The sequence below is a fragment of the Sorangium sp. So ce1504 genome (assembly GCF_051521635.1).
GTDB lineage: Bacteria > Myxococcota_A > Polyangia > Polyangiales > Polyangiaceae > Sorangium > Sorangium cellulosum_B.
The window spans coordinates 11,042,905-11,066,634 of sequence record NZ_CP150365.1 but is presented as its reverse complement, the minus strand read 5'-3'; the positions used below and the strand labels follow the sequence as shown (position 1 = coordinate 11,066,634).

Below are 23,730 nucleotides of genomic sequence, written 5' to 3'. Positions count from 1 at the left end.
GCGAGCGCGCGACCGCCGAGCGCGCGACCGAAGGCCGCGCCGGCCGCGGGCCTCTCGCGAGGCCGCGGCGGGTCTCGGGTGGGGCCTAGCGGGACTCGCGCGCTGTCTCGGCCATGAGGGCGAGCAGGGAGCAGGCGATGGCGAACCGGGCGTCGATTCGCCCCTGGTTCATCGACAGGTCGAGCGTGAACTCCTTCACGAACCACCGGAACACCTGCTTCACCTTCGCGACCTCCTGCTGATGGAGCTCGATGTGCCACTTCCCGATGAGGAGCGGGAACATGCGGCGGAGCAGCGCGGCGCCGTCCTCCTGCATCAGCCCGACCGGCTGATCCGCGGGGTCGAGGATGTCCCAGGTGTCGCGGACGATCGATTTGAGCCCGCGCGAGCGGATGGTGCCGACGCGCTCGCCGGTGCGCGCGTCGAGGACGTCGAGGCACCGGTTGAGGGCGATGACCTGCCGCGAGCGGATCGTGAGCAGCGGCTGCGACTCCGACTCGTCCGCGAAGAGGGTGAACTCCTCACGCAGCTTGAGCAGCGGGTGCTTGACGAAGCAGACGAGAGAGCCGTCGGGCGCATAGACGTGGAACTTGCGGCCGAGCAGCGACCAGAAGGGCCGCTTGATCGTGTACGTGGGGTGCGAGAACGGTTGAACCGCGAGGCCGCCGTACGCGGCTTGGGCTTGGACCATGGGGCTGGCAGGCTGCATCGGCGTCGAGTAGGCCGGAGCCGAGCGCGTCGGTCAAGCAGCGACGACCGCGCGTCTCAGCGACGACCGCGCCTCTCGCGCGTCTACCGCGCGAGAGGGCCGCGCTCCTCCACGGCAATGCCCGCTGCGATGGCCTTCACCAGCTCTGGTTTGACGACCTTGCCCATCGCGTTGCGCGGCAGGGCCCGCACGACGATCGACTCGCGTGGGACCTTGTAGGGCGCGAGGCGCTCCTTCGCCCAGGCGCGGAGCGGTCCGGTGGCGCACTCCGCCTCTCGCCCGGGCGCGGCGACGACGACCGCGACGACGCGCTCCCCCCACGCCTCGTCAGGGACGCCGATCACCGCGACCTCGGCGATCGCGCCGTGCTCCCGCAGCGCCTCTTCGATCTCGAGGGCGGACAGCTTGTATCCGCCGCTCTTGAGGATATCAACCGAGGTCCGCCCGAGGAGCCGGAAGCACCCGTCGCTGGAGCGCTCGGCGACGTCGCCGGTGCGGAACCAGCCGTCCTGGAAGGCCGCGGCGGTGGCGTCCTCGCGCCCGAGGTATCCCTTGAAGACGCTCGGCCCGCGGATCCAGAGCTCGCCTCGCGCGACCGCGGCGTCGCGCGGCGCTGGCGGGTCGCCCGGCGGCCGTTCCCCCGGCGGTCGTTCCCCCGGCGCCCACGCGTTGCCCGCGTCGTCCGTGATGCGGGCCTCGACGGTCGGCAGCGGGAAGCCGACCCAGCCTGCCCGCCGCGCGCCTGGATCGAGCGAATTGCTCATGCCGACGCCGATCTCGGTCATCCCGAAGCGCTCGAGCGGGATCGTGCCGGTGAGGTCGCGCCAGCGCTCAGCGAGCGTCACCGGCAGCGCCGCGGAGCCGCTCGTCGCGAGCCGCAGGGCCTTCGCCCCCGCGGCGAAGCCGGGCGCGCCGCCCCGGTCGACGTGCTCGAACAGCCGCTGGTACATGGTCGGCACCGCCATGAACGACGTCACCGAGCGGCGCGCGATCTCGGCGGCGACGCGCTGGGCGTCGAAGCGCGGCAGCATCTTTGTCGCGCTGCCCGCGAGCAGCGACGTCATGAGCGCGATGACGACGCCGTGGAGGTGGTGCAGCGGCAGCGCGTGCAGCAACAGGTCCTGATCCGAGAAGCCCCAGGCCGCGCGCAGGAGCTCCGCCTGCACGGCCAGGTTGCGGTGCGTGAGCAGCGCCCCCTTCGGCTTGCCGGTCGTGCCGCTCGTGTAGAGCAGGAGTGCCGGATCGTCCGCGGCGATGTCGAAGATCGCCGCGTCTCTCCCGGGTGCGGCGCGCTCGAGATCCTCCACGCGGAGCACGGCGCGGCCCTGCGCGATCGGGGCGGCCACGGCGGCGAGCTCGCCGTCGGTGATGATCCGCCGCACGCCCGCGTCGCTCGCGAGCCACTCGAGCTCTGCCGGCGGATAGAGCGCCGACAGCGGCAGCACGATCCCCCCGGCGAGGAGGGCGCCGAGGAAGGCCGAGACCCACGCCGCGCCGGGCGACACGAGGAGCAGGATACGCTCGCCCTCGAGGGAGCCCGGGCTCTCGGCCTCACCCGCGCCGCGCCGCGAGCCGCCGGCGAGCAGCGCGCCGCGGACGCGGAGGGCTCGCTCCAGGAGCGCCGCGAAGGTGGTCTGCCCCCGCTCGTCCTCGACGGCGGTTCGGGCGGACGAGCCGAGCTGCGCGAGCCGTTCGACGAGCGGGGAAGCCATCGCGCGGACTCTCGCACAGCGGAGGTGCGCGGAGCCAGGCCGGTTGGTTACACTGCCGCGCCATGAGAGCTTCCTGCCTCCTTGTCAGCGCCTCGCCGCGCCTCGCGGTCGCCGCGGGCCTGATCCTGGCCGCGGCGGCGTGCGAGAGCGCGCCGAAGCCCGCCGAGCCTGGCGCGGTCGCCACGGCAGCCCCGAGCGCCGAGGCGCCCGTCGCGCCGCCGAAGCCGAAGGGCATGCCCGAGCTGCTCGTCGACTCCATGGGCCCCTACATCGGCGGCCAGCGCGTGGATCTGGCGCAGAAGGAGGGGCCCGAGAAGCTGACGAAGGTGATCCGCGAGCTGCCGATCGAGGGCAAGCCCGTGACGCTGCTGGCCGACAAGAGGGCGAAGCCGAGCGCCGTCGCCGCCGTCGTGACCGAGCTCGGCGCGGCCGGCGCGCCGAAGGTCGTCATCAAGACCGACGGGCGAGACGACCTCCCGAAGGAGATCACGGTGGTCCCCGAGGGGCGCGCGTCGAAGCCGCCCTCCTGCGCCGTCAGCACGATGGTGCTGAAGGACCTCGCGACGGCGATCTGGCCGTTCGGCGGCGGCATGGGCAAGAAGCAGCGCAAGGGGCTCGCCGGCCCGGATCTGTCGAACACCGGCGAGCAGCTCACGAAGGACATCGCCGCGTGCAGCGCGACGGTGGCGTTCTTCTCGGCGGACGACGAGGTGCCCTGGGAGATGGCGCACAACCTGGCCGGCACGGTCATGGCTTCCGACGCCAAGAAGAAGCTCGACACGCTCGTCCTGCTCCGCGCTGCCCCGGTCGCGGGGCGGCCTGTGCAGCTCGGTGGAGGCTGACGTGCGCGGCGCCGGGGGGCTCCATCGCGTGGATCGCCGTGCCTTCGGGGCGCACCGGCCGCAGGGGGCAGCGGGTGCGCTCGGTGCGCATTTTTGCGGAGGGGCTGTCGAACGCGGTGGGGCGAGATCGCGTGTGTGCTCGTTCGAGCGCGGGTAGGGTTGGCTGGGGTGACCGCGGCACGATTCGGCACAGGCGATGGTGCTGCGAAGGCACGGAAATGCGCGGGCGAGCGCTCGCCGTTGGGGTCGGCCTGGATCATGAATAGGGCGAGTCGCCGGTCCCCTGCGCCATCGGGGGCGTGACAATCACGGGAGGATGGTTCGGACATGTCGAAGCGACTTCTTGGATCGGCCCGCGCGAACAGGGGCCGAAGTCTCCGTCCCCGGGCCTCCCAGCCGCGGGTGTCGGCGGCGCCTGAGGGGCCGGCCGTCGCGACCAGGGACTCCGCGAGGCCGGTCGCGAGCGGCTCGGACGTCGTCGCCGAGGTAGCTGAGTGTTCCGCCGCTCCTGCGCTGGCAGCCAGCGCCGCGGACGACGCTCCCGCTGTGTCGCCGGCTCTCGAGGCGCCCGCCGCACCGATCGTCGCGGAGGTGGCCGCGGCTGCACCGGTCGTTGCGGCTGCACCGGTCGCCGTGGCTGCGCCGGTCGTTGCGGCTGCACCGGTGGCCGCGGCTGCACCGGTCGTTGCGGCTGCGCCGGTCGTTGCGGCTGCGCCGGTCGTTGCGGCTGCACCGGTGGCCGCGGCTGCACCGGTCGCCGTGCTCGCGCCGGCGTCCGAGGCGCTCGCCGCGCAGCGCGCCGTTCCAGGCGACACGGACGACGCGGACCCTGACAAGGCGCTGGAGCACGACCCATTGATCATGGCTCCACACGCCGGCGCCCTGAGCCAGCCGGGTACCCTTGCGTCCCCGCCCGATGAGCTGGCGTCCGACGAGGATGCGCTCGATCTGATCGACCCTTCCTCGCCCACGGCGGCGTTCTTTCGGCGCGAGGAGGAAGAGTCGTTCCCGCCGCTCGCCGAGGTGGCCAGCGGCCCCGACGATCGCGCTGACGAGCGCCTCGTCGTGGTTCATCAGCTGTCGCCCGAGACCCTCGCCCGGCGGGCGCGCCTTCGTCGGATCGTCGCGGCGGTCGCGGGGCTCGCCGGGGTGATCTCCGTGGCGGTCGTCGCCAAGGCGGTGTTCTCGAGCAAGCCGTCCTCACCTGCGCCGGTCGCGATGGCCGCGCCGGCTCCGAAGCCAGCGCTCGTCGAGACGAAGCTCCTGGCCGCGGCGGGCGCTCCCTCTCCGGCACGGGCGAAGACGCCTGCGCAAACCGAATCGGCGCTGACGGAGTCCTCTGCAAAAGGGGCCGGCGCCGTTCCCGATCCGGTGAAGGTGGAGGCCGACGCGGAGAAGGCCGAGGCAGAGAAGGCCGCGGCGGAGAAGGCCGAGGCAGAGAAGGCCGCGGCAGAGAAGGCCGCGGCAGAGAAGGCCGAGGCAGAGAAGGCCGCGGCGGAGAAGGCTGAGGCGGAGAAGGCCGCGGCGCCGGCGGCCGGCGCTGTGGACGCGGGCAAGCTGAAGAAGGAGGCGCTGAGCTTCCTCAACCGCGGCAGGTACAAGGACGCGATCGAGGCATCTCGCGCGGCCATCGCGGCCGATCCGAGCGACGCGCTCCCCTATCTCTACCTGGGCTCGGCGCTCCAGGACACGGGCAAGTGGAAGGACGGCATCGCCGCGTACAGCGATTGCGTTCGCAACGCCACGAAGGGCCCCGTCCACGAGTGCAGGGCCATGGGCGGCCGCAAGTAGCGCTCAGAGCGGGCGGCGTGCGATCTGCGCGAGGAACGCCGCGGCCGCGGCATAACCGAAGGCCACGCCCGTGGCGAGGCGGCTCGCATGCCAGACGGGGCGCAGCCCGAGGTCCTGGGTCGCCACGTCGACCGCCATCAGCGCGGCGAGGGCGATGAGGATCGGGCGCCACGCCGTCATCGCCAGGCGAGGGCGCGCGATCGCGGCGCCCGCCGCGAGCCCGGCGAAGATGCCAGCGCAGCGACTGCAGAGCGGCATGACGACGCCGTCGAGCGCGAGGGATCGCTCGGGCATCCGGTGGCACATCGGCGCGAAGACACGATCGAGCGCTGCGCCGAGCTCTCCGAGCGGCGCGCGGCTCCGCGCGACGGGGAGGCTCCAGGGCAGGGCGCCGAGGAGGACCAGCGCGCAGCGCACGATCGACAGCAGCGAGGGCCGCTCGGCCGTGCTCGATTCGCTGGGCGCGTGCGGCTCGGCGCCTGCGCCGACAGCGGCGAGCGCGTGCGGCTCCGCGCCTGCGCGGACGGCGGGTACCTGAGCCGCTGGCTGCCCGCGCCCGGAAGCGCACGCGGCCACCTCAGCCCCTGTCGGGCGCGCTCTTGCCGAGGTGGCGCATCACCTCTTTCAGGTCGCTCCAGACCTCTCGCTTCGCGCTCGGCTGGCGCAGCAGGTAGGCCGGGTGGAACGTGGGCATGATCGGGATCGATCCCTTGTAGAGCTTCCACGTGCCGCGGAGCTTCGTGATCCCCTCGCTCGTGCCGATCAGCCCCTGCACCGCGGTGGCGCCGAGCGCCACGATCACCTTCGGTTTGATCAGCGCGAGCTGAGCCGTGAGATACGGGCTGCAGGCCGCCATCTCGGCCGGCTCCGGCTTCCGGTTCTTCGGCGGCCGGCACTTCACGATGTTGCAGATGTAGACCTCGTCGCGGTGGTACCCCATCGCCGCGATCATCTTGTCGAGCAGCTGCCCCGCCGCGCCGACGAACGGCTGCCCCTGCTGGTCCTCTTCCGCCCCTGGCCCCTCGCCGACGAACACGACCGCGGAGCTCGGGTCGCCGCGCGAGAACACCGTGTGGGTGCGGCCCTCGTGGAGCGGACACTTCTGGCAGGTGCGGACCTCCTCCGCGAGGAGCGAGAGCCGCGCCGCGCGCTCCTCCTTCGTGTCAGGCAGCGTTGCGCTCGCGCGTGCAGCCGTATCCGCGCGAGGTGCCGGTGCGGCGCTCACGGCAGGCCGGGGCGACGGCTCGGGACCTCGCTGCGCCTGCGTCGGCGACCACGCCCCCTGCGACTCGAAGCCGCCGCGCTGCTCCGGCTGCGGAGCGCCACCGCGCTGCTCCGGATGCGGCAGGGAGGCGCTCGCGGCGGCTCCGCGCTGCTCCGGATGCGGCAGGGAGGCGCTCGCGGCGGCACCGCGCGGCGGCGGCGGCGAGAACGCCGCGCCGCTGCCCCCTCGCGCCACCGGCGGCGAGGGCGCATCCTGCCCGGAGAAGCCGCGCTCTGGCCGCCGAGGCGCCGGCGTAGCGCCGTCCGAAGAAGCCGCGCCCAGCGCCTCGTGGAGCGCAGCAGGGTGGCCCGGCATTCCGTCCGCGCCGGTCATTGCGTGCCATTCCAGGAACGCCCGGACCGAGGCGGTCAGATCGGCGAGCTCTTCGCGCAGCGCTTCGACCATGGCCGTCCTCTCAGTGGCCGCCCTGCTGCGCGAGCCAGCGCTCCGCGTCGAGGGCCGCCATGCAGCCCGTGCCAGCGGCCGTGACGGCCTGGCGGTAGTTCCAGTCCTGCACGTCGCCCGCGGCGAAGACGCCCGGGATGTTGGTGCGCGTCGAGCCCGGCACCGTCTTCAGGTAGCCGTTCGGGTGCGTGTCGAGCTGCCCGACGAAGAGATCGGTCATCGGCGTGTGGCCGATCGCGACGAACATCGCCGCCGCCGGCACGAGGTGGCTGTCGCCCGTCTTCGTGCTCTTCACGCGGACGCCCGTCACCATATCGGCCTTCACGTCGAGCACCTCCTCCACCACGTGGCTGTAGAGGATCTTGATCTTCGGGTTCTCGACCACGCGCTGGATCATCGCCTTCGACGCCCGGAACTCGTCGCGGCGGTGCACCAGCGTGACGCTGCTGCAGAGGCCGGACAGGTAGGTGGCCTCCTCCATCGCCGTGTCGCCGCCGCCGACGACCACGACGTCCTGGCCGCGGAAGAGCGCGCCGTCGCAGACCGCGCAGGCGCTGACGCCCTTGTTCTTGAGCTTGTCCTCGCTCTCGAGGCCGAGGTAGTTGGCGCGCGCGCCCGTCGCGATCACGACCGCCTTCGTCAGGTAGAGCGTGTCCTCCACCCAGACCTTGAAGGGGTGGCCCGTCAGCTCGACCTTGGTCACGTCCGCCGTCACGATCTCCGTGCCCTGATGAGCGGCCTGATCGCGAAAGCGCTGCATCAGCTCCTGGCCGGTGATCTTCTCGGGGAAGCCGGGGTAGTTCTCGACGTCGGTGGTGAACATGAGCTGGCCCCCCGGGATCAGGCCGCCGGCGCTGAAGCCCTCGATGAGGAGCGGCTTCAGGTTGGCGCGCGCCGCGTAGATGGCGGCGGTGAGCCCGGCGGGGCCGGAGCCGATGATGACCAGGTTGCGGACGTTCGATTCACTCATGGTGGAGGCATCTTATAGGCGCGACCGCCTTCCGCGTCGACCGCCCCGGCGGTCCGGCGCGCCTCCGCTGCGCCGCGGCTCCGCGCGTCCTGCGCTCCGCTCCACCACGCCGGAGGCACGCCGGAGGCACGCCGGAGGCACGTCGGAGCCACGCCCGAGCAGCCGCCCGCTCAGAAGCGCATGGTTCCGCTCAGACCGAACTCGTCCAGGCTGCTCTCGAAGCGGCCGCCGTTGACGCTCTGGATGCTGCGGTAGCCGCTCAGCGCAGCGCCGGATACGGCCTTGAGGCGCCCGTTCCCGCCGTTGTCCAGCGCACCGAAGGACGTGTGCTGAAACGCGGCTGAAATGTCGACCGGGCCGACTCGCGCGGTCACGCCGGCCCCGACGCCGATCCGGTAGCCGAGGTGGAAGTCGAGGTTCAGATCGGCGTCGTCCTGCCCCTTGTTCTCGAAGAAGCCGCCGGCGCGCAGCGCGAGGAGGCTCGGGAGCACGACGAAATCGCCGCCGAGCCGGACTCCCAGGACGTCTCGCCAGCGGTGCGGGACGTCGGCGTTGGGCGGCACCGTGCCCACGCTCGTGCCGCGCACGGGGATGCCCTCGCGGAACCGGACCTCGATCGCGTCGACCGCGCTGTTGTTGGCCCAGGTGAAGTCGAGCTCCACATCGAAGAGGTCATCCGCCATCGGGTCGCGGACGCGGGGCTCGGCGGCGGAGGCGCGGCGTGCGTTCACCGCGCGCCGCGCGCCGGCGCGGGGCATGTGGTACCGGAGGCCGAGCTTCGCCTCCATGGGGATCCGCATCCTGAGATCGCCGGCGCCCTGCTCCTCGGTGACGTTGCACTCCGGCGCCTCGCCCCTGCAGGGGTCCTCGTCCTTCGCCCCTGCCGGCGTCCAGTAGCGAGACTCGATGGCGAGATCGGTCTTCGCGCGCACGGCGTCCTGCCACTTGAACCATGCGCCCAGGTCGAGGTGAGCCGCCGCCGCCCAGCGCGCGCCGAGGACGAAGCCAGGGATGAAGAGGTCGGTCACCTCCGCGCGCGTGCGCAGATCGCCGTGCGCCTTGAAGTCGTCGCCCCCTTCGCCCGAGAGCGCCTCGCTGAAGTTGACGAAATCGATCGCCGCCGTGCCCCAGATGAAGCCGGCGCCGAGCGAGACCCCCTCCGCGGGGGTGAAGCCGACCGACAGCGTCGGCATCAACATCAGGGCGTCGAGCGACGTGAGCAGGTACCGCTGGGGCGACGGCTGCGTCATGTCGCCGAAGCTCGGGTGCGTGTACCGGAGCGACTCGGGCCACGCCCGCTCGCCGACGCCGTGCGGGCCGAGCACCGCGACGCCGAGGGCGAGCGCGTCGCTCAAGCGCAGGGTCGCCGCGAGCTGCGGGTTCGGGAACAGGCCGCCCTCGGCGCACACCTCGGGGTCGGGGCCCCCGTCGCTGCCGGGCGCCGGGATCGCCGTCGTGGCGCTCGGCGGGACGGGGCGGCCGCCGGGGCCGAGCCTCGTGAAGCACTGGGCCAGCTGGATGAAGTGGACGCCGCCGTGGGCGCCGCTCCGCTGCGCGGCGAGCCCCGCCGGGTTGAAGTAGGCGGCGAGCGGATCGTCCGCCCGCGCGACCCACGCCCCGCCGCGGCCGAGCTGGAGCACCCCGATGTCGGGCGAGTCGAGCCCCGACGACGCGCGCGCGGCGCCGGCGGCCACCATCGCAGCGAACGCGGCGCCCGCGGCGCCGGCAGATCCTCGTCTCATGACCCCCGTCCCCGCCGCGCGGCGATCCCCGCCGCTCGGCCTCACTTCACCGGAGACGCCTTGAGCGCCGCCTTGCCGTCCTTCACGTAGACCGTGAAGCGAACACGCGAGCAGTTGTGGCGAGCCACGAGCGCGTCCTTGTTGCGCTGCAGGGTCCCCTTGAACTTCTCGAAGGTGAGCGCGTTCGTGGGCTCCCCGCACTGCTGCTTGACCGACAGGAACTCGTCGTAGACGGCGTTCCATTCGGTGAGCTCGTCCGGATCTCCGGCGCCGTCCTGCCGCGCGGCCGGCGCTTCCGGCGCGCTCATCGGCTCGGGGAGCGGGTTCGGCACGGCGGGCGCCCCCGGCGCCCTGGGCGGCGGCGGCGGCGGCGGGCGCCGCGGCGGCGGGCGCCCGGGAGCGCCCGCGGGCTCGAGGGCGGAGATCGCCATCCCCGCGTCCGAGACCTCCTCGATCGCCTCGACCGGCTCCACGGAGTCGCGGGCCGGCGGCGGGCCGCTGAGCGGGTGCGAGCCGGGCCGCCGCGTGGGGCCGCGCGGGCTCACCATGGGCTTCGGGTACGAGGGGCGCGAGTCAGGGCGCGGCTCGCCGGGGCCGAGCGGCACCGAGAACGCGCTCATCGCCGGCTGCGTCGGGATCGGGCCGAGCACCTGCTCGAGGTCGGCGGCCTTCCGGGGCGCGCCGCCCTTCGCGGCCACCTTCTCGACGCCGTCGTTGATGTCGGCCGCGATCTTCCGGTAGGCGCCGCGGAAGCGGCTCGGCGCCAGCACGTCGACCTCGCCCTTGGAGAAGCGCGCCGCCTCGCCGCGGAAGACGTGGAGCGGCCGCGTGTGCTCCAGGAACGAGAGCACCAGCCCGATCGCGGCCATGGCGAGGACGCCGACCAGGATCAGCACCGTGGGCACCTCGCTCTTGTCGTCGTTGTTCGCCTTGTCGAGGAAGTTGAGCGGCGAGTCGACCGACGCCGCGAGGCGGCCGACCGCGTAGCCGGCGCCGAGCTCCCACGCCTCGCCGGGCAGCCGCGCGTAGACCACGCCGAGGTGCTGGCCGATGACGCGGACCTCCGAGCGCCCCTTCTCGATGTAGTCCTTGTTGTCGTCGAGCAGCTTCAGATCCTGCGTGATCTGGTCGAGGTTCGACTTGTCGAACCCCTCGGGCGCGCCGGAGGCGACGCGCGACCCCTCGGCGTAGAAGCCGACCGCGGCGCCGGTGCGCTTCGTGACGGCGCGGGCGAAGGTGTCGTCGATGATCTTGGCGCCGATCACGGCGCCGACCGGCTCGCCGTTGACGTCCTGCTCGACGGGGCGCGCCACGACGCGGAGGATGCGGCCCTTCCAGACCCACGCGTCATCGCGGATCCAGCCGTGGAGGGCGTCGGCGACCAGCGGGTAGCCGCCGAGCTCCCAGTCCTCGCGGTGCTCGAAGTCCACCGACGCCATCACCCGCCCCGCCGCGTCGACGGCCCACACGTGATCGAACTTGAGCTCCGGGGGCACCTCCGCGGTCGCGGTGCGCAGCGCGGTGCGGGCCTTCTCGCGCAGCTCGGCGCCGGGCTTGGCCTCGGCCGACGACTTGGCGAGCGCGGTCCGCAGGGCCGGGTTCAGCGCGACCCGGATGAGCGCGCTCGAGCGCTTCCGGGCGTCGTCGTTGAGGAACCACTCGACCGCGCTGGAGTCGGCGCTGAGCGCCTCGCTCATCGCGCGGTGGCTCGAGCGGTTGTAGAGCTGCGCGGCGACGAAGAGGATGAAGACCGCGGCGCCGAGCGCGAGCGCGAGCACCCCGTACCAGAAACGCGACAGCAGCATGGCCTACTTTCCAGCCTCCGCGCTCGGTCCGCCGGCCTCACCCACGACGACCGGGTCCTTGATGAACTGCTCGTCCGGCCCGGGCTTCACGATCGCCTCGATGGCCTTCCCGACCGGCTCGCCGTTGAAGTAGCCCTGCAGCGTGTACGTGCCGGCCTCGATCTCCATGGCGAAGTTGCCCTGACGATCCGGGTAGGCGACGGCCACCGCCCTCGGCTCGACGACGATCCACGACCGGACGCTCGGGGCGAGCTGGTCGCGGAGCTCGTACTTGCCGGGGCCTGGCGGTGTCCAGGCGCGGGTCTTGGCCGCGGCGATCTCGACCGGCTGGAGCCCTTTGTTGCCGACGTCGTAGATCTTGTGCGGGAACGGGTCCTGGTTCTCGAACTGGATCTGCTGGCCCTCGGCGACGACGAGCGTCACCGGGGAGGTGCGCCCGCCCGCGATGACGATCGAGCGCGGCGTCTTGAGCGGCGCGCCCTTCTCGCCGAGCGCGGCGATGCACAGCTCCTTCGGCGCGTAGCCGAAGAGCGCGCGGACATCGGCGCGGACGGTCGGGGACGGCTCGCGGAAGGTGTACCGGTTCGCCTTCGGGTCCTTGGCCTCGTTCCAGACCGGGTTCAGGAGCTTGGGCATGCCCGTGGCCCGGCCCTTGATCGTCACCGCCGCCAGGGCGGCCCCGGGCACGGTGAGGATCGCGAGCGTCAAGGCCAGGCGCCGGACGAAGCGCGAGCTGCCGGGGAGGCGGCGCGCGAGGTGGCTTGACGACCCAAACCGCGCTGCGCCGACGAGCGGGCGCTGCTCGTCGTGCTGCGCACCTGCAGATCGAGGGGATCTCGTATCCATCGCAGGCCCGAAGCTACCGGAAGGGGGATGAGAACGGAAACAAAAGCCGGGCCGTGCGCCGCGCGCCCCGCCCGCGCCGCCCTCCGGGCTCCCCGTTCCTTGTGCGGTGTGCTTGGCCTTGTCCGGTGCCGCGAGCGCCGCGGCACCGGACAAGGCGGGGGTACCCCCCGCCGTCAGGTGATGCCGCGGTGCGCCGGTCGCCGGGCGCATGTCGAGGGCATCAAAAAACTGCGGGCCGCTTGGACGGCCCGCAGGGGAGAGATGTTCCGTACCGCCGAGGACGTGGGCCGAAGGACTTGAACCCCTAGCATAGCTGCTAGGTGGGAGCCTAAGTACCGCTTCAGGCTTCCCGGTGAATGGTTCCGGGCCTAGCTCACCACGGTATCGTTGTTGGCTCCCTGGTTCTTGCTTACTCGGGATTCAATTGTCCAGCGCCTCACGAAGTCGGCAGAGGGAACAACCATAGGATAGTTCACTGGGCGGCTCCGTCAACAGCTCTTCCGCACGTGCTCATGTTTTGATGGTCGCGTTCGCCGGTCATCGTTCGCGGTTCGCGGTTCGCGGTTCGCATCGCTCGCACGGGTCATGCATGAATCGCGCAAGGATCTCGCCCGATTCACCCGTGAGTCCTGCACGCGTCATGCGTGAGATGCGCGAGAGCCTGATGGCGTACGGGTAGCCCCGAGCTGGCCGGCGCCTAGCAGGTCGGCGAGCCCGGGTGAGAGAACAGCGCGACGATGGGGGCATGGACGAGGCCGTTCGACGCCACGATGTTGCCTGTGTAGTAGTTCGGCGGACCGCCGTCGAGCGCGGTGATGACGCCGCCCGCGCCGCGCACGATCGCGCTTCCGGCGGCGACGTCCCATGCATGCAGCCGGCGCTCCCAGTACGCATCGTAGGTTCCGTCCGCGACCATGCAGAGATCGATGGCCGCGCTGCCGCAACGACGCACGGCCTGCGCGTTGCGCTTGACGGTCATGAAGGCGTCGAAGTTGTTGTCCGGCGCCCGGTCGCGGATCGGCGGGAAGCCGGTCGCCACCATCGCGCGCTCCAGCGACGCCGTGGCGCTGACCGCGCATCGCTCGCCGTTGCGGCGCGCCTCTCCGTCGATCGCCGCCGTGCCCACCGGCGCGCGAGCGGCGCCGCGCGGCCGGAAGCCCGTCCAGCGGAGCCCGAGCGCGGGCGCGACGACGGCGCCGGCGACGGGCACGTCGTCATCCATCAGGCCGACGGACACGCACCAGAACGGATGGCCGTGGACGAAGTTCGTCGTGCCGTCGAGCGGATCGACGTACCAGACGAGCCCGCCGCGCGGCTCCGCGCGGCGCGCGGCGCTCTGCTCCTCGCCGACGACGGCGACGCCGGGCGTGAGCGCGTCGAGCCGCGCGACGAGCAGGTCCTCGCTCGCCCGGTCGAACTCGGTCACGAGATCGTGCGGCCCCTTCTCCTCCACGTGCAGGCCGCGCGGCCCTGCCCGGAACCCGGCCTGGACGAGCGCTCCCGCCTCCTCGGCGACGCGCAGCGCGATCTCGGAGAAATCGAGCAGCTCGGCTGATCCGCGCCCGCTCATCGCGCCCCCGCCGACAGCGCGCCGCGGAGCTTCTCGTAGATGCCGCCGAACGCCCCGTTGGACAGGAGCGCGATCGTGTCGCCCTCCCGCGCGTCGCGCGCGATCGCGGCGACGATCGCTTCCACCGAGGCCGCCGCCTCCGCGCGCTTGCCCCCGCGCTCGATGTCGCGCACCAGCCTGTCGAGATCGAGCCGCTCGCCGGCGGCGATGTCCGGGCGCCCGAGCGGCGCAAGCACGACGCGGTCGGCCGCGTCGAACGCGCGCCCGTAAGGCTCCTGGTGGAGGGCGCGGCACGCGGTCGCGCTGCGCGGCTCGAACACCGCCCACAGCGCGCCTCCCGGGTGCCTGGACCGGAGCGCGCGCAGCGTCTCGTCCACCGCGGTCGGGTGGTGCGCGAAGTCGTCGTAGACGCGGACCCCGCGCGCCTCGAAGAGGAGGTCCTGCCGGCGCCGGACGCCCGCGAAGCCGGCGAGCGCCGTGGTCGCGGTCGAGAGCGGCACGCCGAAGCCCTGCGCCGCGGCCGCGATCGCGGCGATGGCGTTGCGCACGTTGTGGTGCCCCGGCATCTGCAGGGCGAAGCGCCCGGCCAGGACGCCGCCGGCGTACAGATCGAACGACTGGCCGCTCTCGCCGGCCTCCGCGGGCGCGGCGAGCCAGTGCGGCGGCTGCCCGTGCGTGTCGTCGCCCTCGAGCGCGAACCACGCCACCTCTGCGCGCGCCGATCGCGACACCAGCTCGACGACCCGCGGATCGTGCGCCGCCGCCACGAGGAGCCCGGTCTCCGGGATCCGCTCGACGAACCCGCGGAACGCCGCCTCGTAGGACGCGGCGTCGGGGTAGATGTCGATGTGATCGTGCTCCATCGACGTGACGACGCCCACCTCGGGCTGGTAGTGCCAGAACTTCGGCGTCTTCTCGAAGAAGGCGGTGTCGTACTCGTCGCCTTCGACGACGAACGGCGTCCTGCGGCGCCCAGCGCCCGCCTCGCCGAGGAGCGGCAGGCCGCGGCGGTCGCTCGCCGAGGAGGCGCTCCGGGGCAGGCGGAAGCTCGCCTCGAAGTTCTTCGGCAGGCCGCCGATGAGGAAGCCAGGGTCCCTGCCCGCCTCGTGAAGGATCCACGCGCACATCGAGCTCGTCGTCGTCTTGCCGTGCGTGCCGGCCACGACGAGCGGGGAGCGGCCGGTGAGCATGTGATCCGCGAGCGCGTGCGCCATCGTGGTCACCCGCATGCCTCCGTCGATCGCGGCGCGGGCCTCGGGGTTCGTCGGGCGGCAGACGTTGCCGATCACGACGAGATCGGGCCGGGGGTCGAGGTGCGCGGGATCGAACCCGGTCAGGAGGCGGATGCCCCACCGCTCGAGGGCCGGCCCCATGGGCGGGTAGAACGAGGCGTCGGAGCCCGAGACGTCGTGCCCCGCGGCCTTGAAGAGCCCCGCCAGCGCACCCATGCCGGTGCCCGCGACGGCGACGAAGTGGACGTGCATCGCGGCGCAGTGTGCCCGAGCGCCCCGGGGGGGCAAGGGGGCATCCGCGCGAGAGCTCGCCAGACCGCGCCGGTCCCAGGGAGTCGCCGCGCGCCGCGTCCGCGACGTCTGGAGTCGCGCGCGCGATCTCGTTGCGGGGATACCGAAGAGAACGAGCGCGCCTTGACTCGACATCTCGCGCTCCGCGCGTTGACCGGTCCTGGCAGACTCCCTGTCTGGACGGCTCGACCGAGGCGGCGAGCTGCGCTGCGGCTCGCGTCCAGCGTCAAGGCGGATCGACGAGCACGAGCGGCCTCAGCCGCTTCAGCGACCGCCGGCCCAGCCCCTTGACCCGGAGCAGGTCATCGACCTTCCGGAAGCGCTTGAGCTTGGCTCGCAGCGCCAGGATCGCGGCCGCCTTCGCCGGGCCGACGCCGGGAAGGCGCCGGAGGTCCGCCTCGGTCGCGAGGTTCAGCACGACCTTTCCGTCTGCGGTCACGCCGCCGCCCGCAGGAGCGCCGGCCCCGCCATCGCTGGGCGGCGGCGGCTCTACCGCTGCAGCTCCCGCGTCGGCGCCGGGCTCGGAGGTGGCCTGGGGCGGCGGGCTTCCGGCCTGGGGCGGCGGGCTTCCGGCGGAGCCGAGCGGCGCTGGATCGCCGGCGACCATCGCCAGCTCCGCGGTCGGGTCTGTCGGGCGGGCCGGGTTTGCCGGGCGGGCCGGGAGCAGGCTCAGCGCGTGCCCGGAGCCCACGAGCGCCAGCGCGAAGAACCCCGCAATGTAGGCCGCGACCTTGCCGCCCAGCGCGGTCCAGGCCGAGTCCCTCAGCGCTGCCAGCGCCCGCTCTCGCCAGGGGCGAATCACCTCGTTGTCCTGCACTGCATCGGCCGGCCCGGCGGGCGAGCCTGTCTCCTTCGATGTCGCTTGCATCGTGCCGCGTCTCCTTCCGGTCTTCCCGTCTCGTGCCAAGGACGTCGCCCTCCGCGCACCCGTGAGCGGCGTTCGTCTCGTCGGCGTCGCCGCCACCGCCAAGCGAGCGGCGTGCCGGCGCGCGCTTGCCAGGAAACCCGAGCAAATCCCGGGTGGGAGGCGCTCCGGGGCCTGGCGCCGCCATGGCGGAGGCGCGCGGCGCGGTCGACCTCGCCGCCGGGCGGCCGAGCGCCGTGTCTCGAGCGAGAAGCTCGGCTACCATCAGCGCCCCGGGCGCCCCGCGACCGGCGGCATCCGCCACCGCCGCGAGGCGCTCACCACGAGGTCTTATGCCCCACGATCCCCGTCGCTTCGTTGATCCCGGCCCCGCGGGGCGCTCGCGCCGAGGCTTCCTCGGCGGGCTCGTCGCCGGCGCCGCGGGCGCCGCGCTCCTCGGCCCGCGCGCGGCGTTCGCGGAGGCGCCCCTGAGCCTCGCGGCCGCGCCGCCCCCCGGCTTCACGCCGCTCTCCATTCCGGGGAAGATCGTGAAGGTCACGAAGTCGAACTCGATGCAGCCGAACGGCCTCTGGCCCGACGCGTCCGCGGCGAAGGTGATGCTCGAACGGGCGATGGCCGAGCTCACCGGGAAGGCCGACCTCGGGGCCGCCTTCGCGCGGTTCGTCCACAAGGACGACCGTGTGGCGATCAAGACCAACGGGATCGCCGGCCAGAAGGGGGCGACCATGGCCACCAACAAGGAGCTCGTGCTCGAGATCGTGCGCGGGGTGATCGCGGCGGGCGTCCCCGCGGAGAACGTGGAGATCTTCGAGCAGTACCCGTCCTTCCTCGCCGGCACCCGCTGCGCCGACCGCAGCGCCAAGCCGGCGGCCGAGTTCCCGGCCGGGATCCGCGCCGCGGTGCACGAGAACAAGGACGCGGTGATGCCGAGCATCTCGGTCTGCGGCATCCCCACCAAGTTCGTGCGCCCGTTCACCCAGGCGACGGCGGTGATCAACGTCTCGCTGATCAAGGACCACTCGATCTGCGGCTATACCGGCTGCCTCAAGAACATCACCCACGGCGCGACCATCAACCCGCACTCCTTCCACGAGCACACCGCGAGCCCGCAGATCGCGGAGCTCTACGGGCAGGACATCGTGAAGAGCCGTGTCCGCCTGCACATCACGGACGGCTTCAAGCTCATCTACGACCAGGGCCCGCTCGACAAGAACCCGAAGCGGCGCGTCCTCCACGAGTCGGTCTACGCGACGACCGATCCGGTCGCGATGGACGTGATCGGCTGGGGCGTGGTCGAGACGTGGCGCAAGGAGAACGGGTTGCCCACGCTGAAAGAGGCGAGCCGTGAACCTTCGTACATTCGCATCGCGGGCGAGCTCGGTCTGGGCGTCTTCGACAAGAATAAAATCGCGATGCGCGAGGTCGGATTGTAGCGGCGCCGCGGGATCCGCCCGCGTGACCGCCGTCGATGAGGCCGCTCGCCGAGGCTCGTGTTGCTCATGTCCTGCTCCAGGTCGACTGCGCGCTCGTCCACACGCCGGAGGGCCGCGCCGGTGGTCCCGGTCCTCGCGTCCCTCGCGCTCGTCGCCTGCAGCAGCACCCCCCCGACGAGGCCGCCGGGGTTGCCTCCGACGCCGGCGTCGGTCACCCGCGAGAACCCGGGGGGCGACGCGGCAGACCCCGAGCGGGCCGCGCTAGAGCGGCTGCTGGCCGAGCCGTGGGGGAGGCGGCAGGACCGGTTCAACACGCTCGACGTGCCCCTGGTCGACTGGAAGAGCTGGCGCAGGGTGCGGATCTTGACCTACCCGACGCGCGCGACCTTCCGGTACGGCGACGAGCACTACGCCGCCCTGTCGGTCGTCTACACGACCACCACGGGGCCGAGCGACCCCGACAGCTGCCTCGACGAGTTCTGGGCGAAGAACGCGCCGCTCGCCGACGGTTATGGCGTGCGGCTCGGGGAGGCGCAGATCATCCGCACGACGCAGGAGATCGACGGTGAGGTGCGGCCGCTCGTGTTCAAGGTCCTCCAGGGCAGCGTCGACTCGGTGCTTGCGAGCGACGAGTACGTCGGCGCGATCGCCGTCTACGAGTCGTGGCCGGGGACATGCCTCGTGGCCGCGATGGCCGTGAAGTCGACCCAGCACCCCGAGCTCGCGCGCCGGGTGCGCGACCGCTGGATCGACGAGGGCGCCCCGAAGCTCAAGTGGACGTCCGGCATCACCGACGCGCCCACGACCAGCGCGCGGTAACGGCGCCGCCGCGCCCTGGCGATGGCCGGCGATACCGCCAGGGCGGCGTCGCGGCGCCCCGCGAGATCACGGTCCTCCGGGCGCCGGGCTCTCCGCGGCCTCGAGCGATCACGGCGCGCCCTGAGCCACGCTGTGGAAAACAACGCAAGCGGCCGCGATGAGCAGGCCGACGGCGACCATCCAGGGGACCCGGAGCGGCGGCAGGACGCGGCTGTCCAGAACGACCTCGCTGTGCCGGTCGCACGAGGCGGAGGCGGGCTCGACGGCGGCGTCCGTCGCCGTGGGGCCGCCGAGATCGTTCGCCGGCGCCGCCAGCATGGCGGCCATGGTCGTCTGATCATCCATCGCGCAGCGAAGCGGGGCCGCGACCGCGCCTATCGCGCTCCGCTTCACGATGGCGCTCCGCTCGGACGGCGGTGGGACGGGGATCGCCCGCAGCGACTCCGACGACGGCAGGGAGGCCGGCACCTGCACGATCGCGGAGAACGCTTCCATCATCTCCTTGCCCGACTGGAACCGCGCCTCCGGATCGAACTCGAACGTTCGGGCGAAGAACGCGTCGATCCCGGGCGGGAGCTCCGGCGCGAGCTCGGACGCCTTCGGGAACGACGTCTGACAGATGTGCCTGACCAGCTCATTGATGTTGGCGCCCGCGAAGGGACACTGGCCGGTGATCGCGCGGTAGAGGATCACCGCCATCGACCAGAGATCGCTCCTGTAATCGACCTGCCTGGGCGCCATGGTCTGCTCGGGGCTCATGTACCTGGGTGTCCCGAGGACCATGCCCGTCTTCGTGATCCGATCGCGCGAGCAGGACGACTTCGCGACGCCGAAATCGACGACCTTGACCAGATCGTCGCCCGCCGAAGATGTGATGAAGATGTTCCCCGGCTTCAGATCCCGGTGGATCACCCCCGCGGCGTGGATCGCGTCGAGCGCCTTGCCGAGCTGCGTGAACAAGGCCGTCGCCTGCGCGAGCGGGATCCGCTCCTCGCGCTCGAGGCGGCGATTCAGGTCCTCTCCCTCGAGGTACTCCATGACGATGAACGCGCAGCCGCGATCGACGCCGTAATCGTAGGTCTCGATGACATAGGGGCTCCGGACACGCGCGGACGCGCGGGCCTCGCGCTCGAAGCGGGCGATGAGCTCCGGCTCCGTCGCCGCGAAGCTCCGGATGAATTTGATGACGACCCGCCGCCTGAGCTTGATATCGAAGCCCAGCCACAGATCACCCATCCCACCGCCTCCCAGCCTGCGCTCGAGACGGTACTTGTCCATGACGGCACGACCTTCAGCAGTCTCCTTCATGGCTCCGCACCTGCCACCCAATGCTCTAGCCTGGGACAAGTGATCACCTGATTCCTGTCGAAGGGCCCACCCCCAATACTACGCCTGATCAAACTATAGAGCAATCCGTCCGGGCGGTGAGCTGAAAACGTCCCGAAACAGAGCGCAGCTCACAATGAATGAGCATACTGCGCCGAAGCGCGCGTGGCGCGTGTGTGACTCTATGCGACTTGAGGTGAATCGATGTCCGTCGAGGTGCGGCGGACTGCGATTACAGGATGTCGAATGGGTAGGCGCGATCCGCATAAGCTCGCACCGCGATGGCCTTGCGCAGCTCGTCGTCGTTCTTCTGGAAGTCAGCGACGTGCTGCCTCAGCCGCTTCTGCGCGATGCCGGTGAACACGGTCGTGAGATCGATCTCCCGCCGCGCCCCGTCCTCCCCGCGCCGCTCGATGGCCCGGGTCGTGCGCGAAATGCATGCGGCCATGCAGTACAGGTCGATGGCCATCTCCGCGATGCGGCGCTGCGCGTACTGCATCTCCGCGATCTCCCGCCCGTGCTTCCGGAGCATGTCCTCGCTGTGGGTGGCGAGCTCGGAGGTGCAGTCCTCGAAGATCACCGCCTCCCGGCTGAGCAGCGGGTGCGCCTTCGACATCCGCTCGCGCCCGAGCACCGACCGCGCCTTGCGGAGCGCGAAATCGCTGAGCAGCCCGAAGCCCTTGATGGGCTCTCGCATCGCCTTCGCGACGTCCGCGAGCGACTTGCCCGGGCCGCTCATCCCGGAGAGCGCCATGAAACAGCGCAGGATCTCGTTCGTCCCCTCGAAGATCATGTTGATCCGCGCGTCGCGCAGGTGCCGCTCGTAGGGGTACTCCTCCATGTAGCCGATGCCGGCGGCGATCTGGAGCGTCTCGTTGACCACGAACCACAGGGTCTCGCTCCCCATGACCTTGCAGATCGCGCTCTCGATAGAGAAGTCGGGGACCTTGGCGTCGGCGAGGCTCGCCGTCAGGTACGTGATGGACTCGAGCGCGTACGTGTGCGCCAGCATCGTCGCGATCTTGTCCTTGATGAGCCCGAAGTCGCCGATGCTCCGGCCGAACGCGCGCCGCTCCTGGACCCGGTCGAGCGCCATCCGGATCAGCGTGTTGCACGCGCCCACGCACCCCGCCGAGAGCCCGAGGCGCCCGTTGTTGAGCACCTCGACGGCGACCTTGAAGCCCTTGCCGACCTCGCCCAGAACGTTCTCGCGCGGGACCTTCACGTCGTCGAAGAAGAGCTCCGTCGTCGAGGAGCCGCGGATCCCGAGCTTCTGCTCGTTCGGCCCGCTCTTCACGCCCATGCTCCGCTCCACGATGAAGGCGGTGAGCTTCGGCTTCTTGCCCTCCTCGAGCGCCGAGGTCCGGGCGAACACCGTGAAGACGTCGGCGAAGCCGCCGTTCGTGATCCAGATCTTCGACCCGTTCAGGGTGTAGTACGAGCCGTCGGCCGACATCTCGGCGCGCGTCCTGATCGCCGCGGCGTCGGAGCCGGCGCCCGGCTCCGTCAGGGCGAAGGCCGCCATCCACTCGCCGGTCGCGAGCTTCGGGAGATAGCGCTGCTTCTGCTCCTCCGTCCCGAAGAGCTGGATCGCCTTGAAGCCGATCGACTGGTGCGCGCCGAGGGTGACGGCGATCGACGCGTCGAGCCCGCCGATCTCCTGCATCACGCGCGCATACGCCATGTTGCTGAGGTTGGCGCCGCCGTGCTCGGCAGGGATCTGCAGGCCCATCAGGCCGAGCCTCTTCATCTCGGCCAGGACGCCCGGATCGATGGCGTGCTCCCGGTCGATCCGGCTGCTGTCGACGCTCGACGCGAAGAACCTCCGCACGCTGTCGAGCATCATCGACGTCGTCTCCCGGTCCTCGGCGGGCATCTCGGGATACGGGAAGATGATGTCCTCGGCGATGATGCCGTGGAAGAGGGCCTTCATGAAGCTCTGCTCTATCGTGGGAGGCATCGGACCGTCCTTTCCTGGAGCAGGCCGCTCGGCCTCCGCGGGAGCGCGCGGCGCGCCCGGCCTGCTCAGTGCGTCTTCCTCGGCGTCCGCACGGACTCCGCTGGGCTCTCGTCCTTCACGGGCCCACCGGCTTCGTCCACGACGACGGGCGCGACCGCGCCCCGCGCGCTCGAGGAGGACGGCGGCACAGCGCCCCGAGTGCTCGCGGGGGGCGGCGGGACAGCGCCTCGCGCGCTCGAGGAGGGCGGCGGGGCGGCGCTCCCGTCCCGACCCGGCGCGCTGGACGCGGGGACGGGCGTGGGCGTGCCGGGGCGCGTGGGGTGCGGCGTGACCGTCGGCGGCGCAGGCGTGTGCCCGGCGCGATCGCTCTCGCGCTGCCACGGGTACTTGATGCGCCCGTGGTACATGTTGACCAGCGTCGACGCCATCCGGCTCGTCATGATGCGCAGGTCCTCGATCGTCAGCCCGGATTGATCGAGCTGGCCAGACGCGAGCTTCGAGAACATCACCCGCTGGATCATCTCCTCGAACTTCTTGTGCTCGGGCGGCCAGATGGTCCGCGACGCCGCCTCGATGGAGTCGACGAGCATCAGGATGGCCGTCTCCTTCGTCTGCGGCTTCATGCCGGGGTAGCGGAAGTGCTCCTGCGTCAGGTCCTTCGGGTTCCCTTGCTCGACGCACTTGTGCCAGAAATACTCGACGACCTGCGTGCCGTGGTGGGTGTACGCGAACTCGACCACCGGCTCGGGGATGTTGCCCTCACGCAGGATCTTCGTGCCCATCACGACGTGCGCCATGATCGCGTCGGCGCTCACCTCCGGATCGAGCTCCTCGTGCGGCGATCGCTCGCCGGGCGGGAGGTTCTCGATGAAGTACTTGGGCTGCACCGTCTTGCCGAGGTCGTGGTAGTAGGCGCCCACGCGCGTCAGCAGCGCGTCGGCGCCGATCGCCGCGGCCGAGGCCTCGGCGAGGTTCGCCATCGCGCGCGCGTGCTCCCAGCTGCCCGGCGCCTCTGCCGCCATCTTCTTGAGCAGCGGCTGCTCCAGGTCGGTGAGGTCGAGCAGCTTGTCGCGGGGCACGTGCCCCATCGCCCGCTCGGCCGGCTCCCTCAGGCTCCGACCGAGCACGCCGACGAGCAACCCCCCGCCGATGCAGGCCAGCACGTTGGAGCCGAGCCAGCGCTTCAGATCGGCGCCGAGATCGAAGCTCCCCTCGAACAGCACGGTCAGCGCGATGAACCCGATCGCGCCGGCGATGCCCGCCAGGCTGCCCGCGACGAACAGCTGCCGCGAGCCCTTGCGCTTGAAGAAGAACATCGTCGCGGCGATGCCGCGCACGAGCAGCACCGACAGGAGCACGACGTCGAACCGGAGCAGCGACGACGCGATGAACGCGACCCCGACCTCGACGAGGAACGCGGTCCGCCGATCGAACGCGATCGCCACCCAGAGCGGGAGCGCCGCGACCGGCATCCAGAACTCGGGCAGCGCCGTGAAGAGCAGGAGGAGCTTCGCGACGATGAGCGAGCCCGTCATCAGGACGAACATGCCCACCTGCGTGCGGAGCAGCCGCACCCGGTTCTGCCCGAAGCGACGCAGGTAGACCGTCAGCATCAGGCAGACGATGAGGTAGATGGCGTACATGCTCGCGAGGCGCGCGCCGAGCCCGGGCCGCCGCATCCGCCGCACCGTCTCGTACGCCATCGCGGCGTTGTGATCCTCGTTGTGCTCCGAGAGGACCGTGCCGCGCGGCACGATCACGCGCCTGTGCTCGTACGAAAGCGTGAAGCTCCCGTCGTGCGTGTCGCGCACGATCCGCGGACCGTACGGGACGCGCAGCGTCACGGGCGCAGGCATGCCCATCTCGGGGCTGAGCGCAGGGATGAAGAGCTCGCCCACGCCGAGCACGGCGAAGCACGCCGCGAAGAGGGCGCTCAAGACGAAGCCGGCGAGGGGACCTGCCCGGATACGCGTGCGCAGCATGGAACCGCTCGGTCTCGTCCGCTGGTGCAGCCTGAGAAACGGTTGACGGGGCACGCTCGCGCGTGTCCCCGCCCGCACCGGACGACCGCGAGGGGCCGCCGATGTGAATGTGTAGGCGGGACCCTAGCAAAGAAGCAAGGCCGAGTCAGCGGCGCGCGGAGCGTGG

Annotated in this window: 18 protein-coding genes and 1 other RNA gene; 4 read left to right on the top strand and 15 right to left on the bottom strand. The window is 71.7% G+C overall.

The annotated features are described in order from the left end of the window. Positions 1–85: 85 nt before the first annotated feature. Together WMF39_RS41695 and WMF39_RS41690 are read right to left on the bottom strand one after the other, a co-directional pair. Positions 86–691 (bottom strand): hypothetical protein, encoded by a 606-nt coding sequence (locus tag WMF39_RS41695; protein WP_437295507.1) that lies wholly within the window; start codon positions 689–691, stop codon positions 86–88. A gap of 101 nt (positions 692–792) precedes the next feature. Next, the gene (locus WMF39_RS41690; RefSeq protein ID WP_437742000.1) at positions 793–2,421 is read right to left on the bottom strand and encodes an AMP-binding protein; all 1,629 of its coding nucleotides are present in this window, start codon (positions 2,419–2,421) and stop codon (positions 793–795) included. 62 nt (positions 2,422–2,483) lie between these two features. Here WMF39_RS41690 and WMF39_RS41685 point away from each other — a divergent pair, with 62 nt between their 5' ends. Together WMF39_RS41685 and WMF39_RS41680 are read left to right on the top strand one after the other, a co-directional pair. Continuing rightward, positions 2,484–3,263 (top strand): ExbD/TolR family protein, encoded by a 780-nt coding sequence (locus WMF39_RS41685; protein ID WP_437741999.1) that lies wholly within the window; start codon positions 2,484–2,486, stop codon positions 3,261–3,263. A gap of 735 nt (positions 3,264–3,998) precedes the next feature. Continuing rightward, positions 3,999–5,054 carry a hypothetical protein gene (locus tag WMF39_RS41680; RefSeq protein WP_437741998.1) on the top strand — a complete coding sequence of 352 codons (1,056 nt, stop codon included), beginning with the start codon at positions 3,999–4,001 and terminating at the stop codon, positions 5,052–5,054. Positions 5,055–5,057: 3 nt separating this feature from the next. Here WMF39_RS41680 and WMF39_RS41675 read toward each other — a convergent pair whose 3' ends face one another. The 10 genes from WMF39_RS41675 to WMF39_RS41630 all read right to left on the bottom strand — a co-directional run bounded on the left by WMF39_RS41675 (position 5,058) and on the right by WMF39_RS41630 (position 16,047). Next, a complete protein-coding gene (locus WMF39_RS41675) occupies positions 5,058–5,630 on the bottom strand; it encodes a DUF2085 domain-containing protein (RefSeq protein ID WP_437741997.1) in 573 nt (190 codons plus the stop codon). A gap of 1 nt (position 5,631) precedes the next feature. After that, positions 5,632–6,723 carry a uracil-DNA glycosylase family protein gene (locus WMF39_RS41670; protein ID WP_437741996.1) on the bottom strand — a complete coding sequence of 364 codons (1,092 nt, stop codon included), beginning with the start codon at positions 6,721–6,723 and terminating at the stop codon, positions 5,632–5,634. 10 nt (positions 6,724–6,733) lie between these two features. Next, positions 6,734–7,693 carry a thioredoxin-disulfide reductase gene (gene trxB, locus WMF39_RS41665; protein WP_437741995.1) on the bottom strand — a complete coding sequence of 320 codons (960 nt, stop codon included), beginning with the start codon at positions 7,691–7,693 and terminating at the stop codon, positions 6,734–6,736. Between the two features lie 170 nt (positions 7,694–7,863). Continuing rightward, a complete protein-coding gene (locus tag WMF39_RS41660; RefSeq protein ID WP_437741994.1) occupies positions 7,864–9,435 on the bottom strand; it encodes an OmpP1/FadL family transporter in 1,572 nt (523 codons plus the stop codon). A gap of 41 nt (positions 9,436–9,476) precedes the next feature. Then, positions 9,477–11,240 carry an MXAN_5187 family protein gene (locus WMF39_RS41655; RefSeq protein ID WP_437741993.1) on the bottom strand — a complete coding sequence of 588 codons (1,764 nt, stop codon included), beginning with the start codon at positions 11,238–11,240 and terminating at the stop codon, positions 9,477–9,479. 3 nt (positions 11,241–11,243) lie between these two features. Further along, entirely contained in the window at positions 11,244–12,086 is an 843-nt protein-coding gene (locus WMF39_RS41650) for a hypothetical protein (RefSeq protein ID WP_437741992.1), read from the bottom strand. A gap of 264 nt (positions 12,087–12,350) precedes the next feature. Next, positions 12,351–12,543, bottom strand: a non-coding RNA gene (gene ssrS, locus WMF39_RS41645) — 6S RNA. A gap of 240 nt (positions 12,544–12,783) precedes the next feature. Continuing rightward, positions 12,784–13,656: an inositol monophosphatase family protein gene (locus WMF39_RS41640; protein ID WP_437741991.1), complete on the bottom strand. Its 873-nt coding sequence runs from the start codon at positions 13,654–13,656 to the stop codon at positions 12,784–12,786. Further along, entirely contained in the window at positions 13,653–15,140 is a 1,488-nt protein-coding gene (locus tag WMF39_RS41635) for a UDP-N-acetylmuramate--L-alanine ligase (RefSeq protein WP_437741990.1), read from the bottom strand. The genes WMF39_RS41640 and WMF39_RS41635 overlap by 4 nt, the downstream gene beginning before the upstream one ends. Positions 15,141–15,405: 265 nt before the next feature. Continuing rightward, the gene (locus tag WMF39_RS41630) at positions 15,406–16,047 is read right to left on the bottom strand and encodes a ComEA family DNA-binding protein (RefSeq protein WP_437741989.1); all 642 of its coding nucleotides are present in this window, start codon (positions 16,045–16,047) and stop codon (positions 15,406–15,408) included. Positions 16,048–16,376: 329 nt separating this feature from the next. On the opposite strand from WMF39_RS41630, the gene WMF39_RS41625 reads away from it, so the two are divergent. Together WMF39_RS41625 and WMF39_RS41620 are read left to right on the top strand one after the other, a co-directional pair. Next, on the top strand, positions 16,377–17,477 hold the full coding sequence (locus WMF39_RS41625; protein ID WP_437741988.1) for a DUF362 domain-containing protein: 1,101 nt from the start codon (positions 16,377–16,379) through the stop codon (positions 17,475–17,477). Positions 17,478–17,597: 120 nt separating this feature from the next. Continuing rightward, positions 17,598–18,296 carry a hypothetical protein gene (locus WMF39_RS41620; RefSeq protein WP_437741987.1) on the top strand — a complete coding sequence of 233 codons (699 nt, stop codon included), beginning with the start codon at positions 17,598–17,600 and terminating at the stop codon, positions 18,294–18,296. A 108-nt stretch (positions 18,297–18,404) separates the two neighbouring features. On the opposite strand, the gene WMF39_RS41615 is transcribed toward WMF39_RS41620, so the two are convergent. The 3 genes from WMF39_RS41615 to WMF39_RS41605 form a co-directional block, all read right to left on the bottom strand. Next, complete coding sequence (locus WMF39_RS41615; RefSeq protein ID WP_437741986.1) at positions 18,405–19,574, bottom strand: serine/threonine-protein kinase; 1,170 nt, start codon at positions 19,572–19,574, stop codon at positions 18,405–18,407. Between the two features lie 280 nt (positions 19,575–19,854). After that, positions 19,855–21,582, bottom strand: a complete 1,728-nt coding sequence (locus WMF39_RS41610; protein ID WP_437741985.1) for an acyl-CoA dehydrogenase family protein — start codon at positions 21,580–21,582, stop codon at positions 19,855–19,857. A 65-nt stretch (positions 21,583–21,647) separates the two neighbouring features. Continuing rightward, on the bottom strand, positions 21,648–23,564 hold the full coding sequence (locus tag WMF39_RS41605) for an HDIG domain-containing metalloprotein (protein ID WP_437741984.1): 1,917 nt from the start codon (positions 23,562–23,564) through the stop codon (positions 21,648–21,650). Positions 23,565–23,730: the final 166 nt, after the last annotated feature.